Source organism: Carboxylicivirga linearis (assembly GCF_018271995.1).
Classification (GTDB): domain Bacteria; phylum Bacteroidota; class Bacteroidia; order Bacteroidales; family Marinilabiliaceae; genus Carboxylicivirga; species Carboxylicivirga linearis.
Genome location: NZ_JAGUCO010000102.1, coordinates 1 through 922, shown reverse-complemented (window position 1 = coordinate 922; position 922 = coordinate 1). Strand labels below are relative to the sequence as shown.

General features: G+C 40.9%; 2 protein-coding genes. Both read left to right on the top strand.

Annotation, left to right across the window (positions count from 1 at the left end):
• A partial coding sequence (locus KEM10_RS23820) for a hypothetical protein (RefSeq protein WP_212220901.1) occupies window positions 1-453 on the top strand: 453 nt, incomplete at its 5' end.
• Window positions 450-922 (top strand): hypothetical protein (locus tag KEM10_RS23815; RefSeq protein WP_212220898.1); only part of this gene is annotated, 473 nt, incomplete at its 3' end. The genes KEM10_RS23820 and KEM10_RS23815, both read left to right, overlap by 4 nt.

Here is a 922-nt window from a genome sequence, read left to right as displayed (position 1 = left end):
ACACATATCCCCATTTACACCGATAAAGAAGTGGTAAAGCTCCTGGTTAATAATCGGGATGGTTTTGAAATGGTATCGGGCAATATGAGGGCTTCCGTTGAAGAAAACAAGATGCCCAAACTTCTTAATCTACTTGGTGAGCGATTCAGTTTATCGGTTAAAATACCACGCCATTATTACGATGAGTTTTTGGATAAAGGAACAAAGCGAAGTAACTCCACCGACAGCCTTACTAATGAGGCAATGAAGATGTTTGAGCAAGACAAAAAGGAATTTCCCAAACGACTGGCAAAACAAAAGCAATCAGCACCTAAAGGTAAAAAGGTAAATATTGACACAGGCAAACAATTAAAGCTTGTGAAACTTCGGGCAAAGGCAATCCTGATAAAGCAGAAACAGCTTCGGGCAGTTGCCGGGCTTGGTACTCACCCTAAAATCAAGACCATACTATGACCGAGAAGGAGTTTTACAAAAAGTACAAAGCCATCCACAAGGATATTCGCACCAAAGGAAAATCAAGGACTTCCATTTTAGCCAATGGTTTTAAAGAGGGCGTTAATGTCAATGCTTTGCCTATCTATAAAGGTTTTGAAAAAGCAACCGATATTATTGCAACCCGATATAAACCGAGAAAGGGAGACTTCGTTTGGATTCTACCCAAACAAGGCTTCGTTGAAGGTAGGAATGGTTACAAAACAAAGCAAGGTTACAAGCCCAATCCCAATGATGGATTCTTCATTATCAGCGATGATTGGACTTTATACGAGAACTACTGTGCCAACTTAGCAACCCCGAATGATGACCTTGGGGATATTGATACAGAAGTAGAAAAGGCTTTGCAGGAGAAGCAAAAGAACCGGGAATTTAAAGATGCAGGGAAGCGTGTTCATGGTTCCAGGAAAGAACAAGCCATGTACAACAA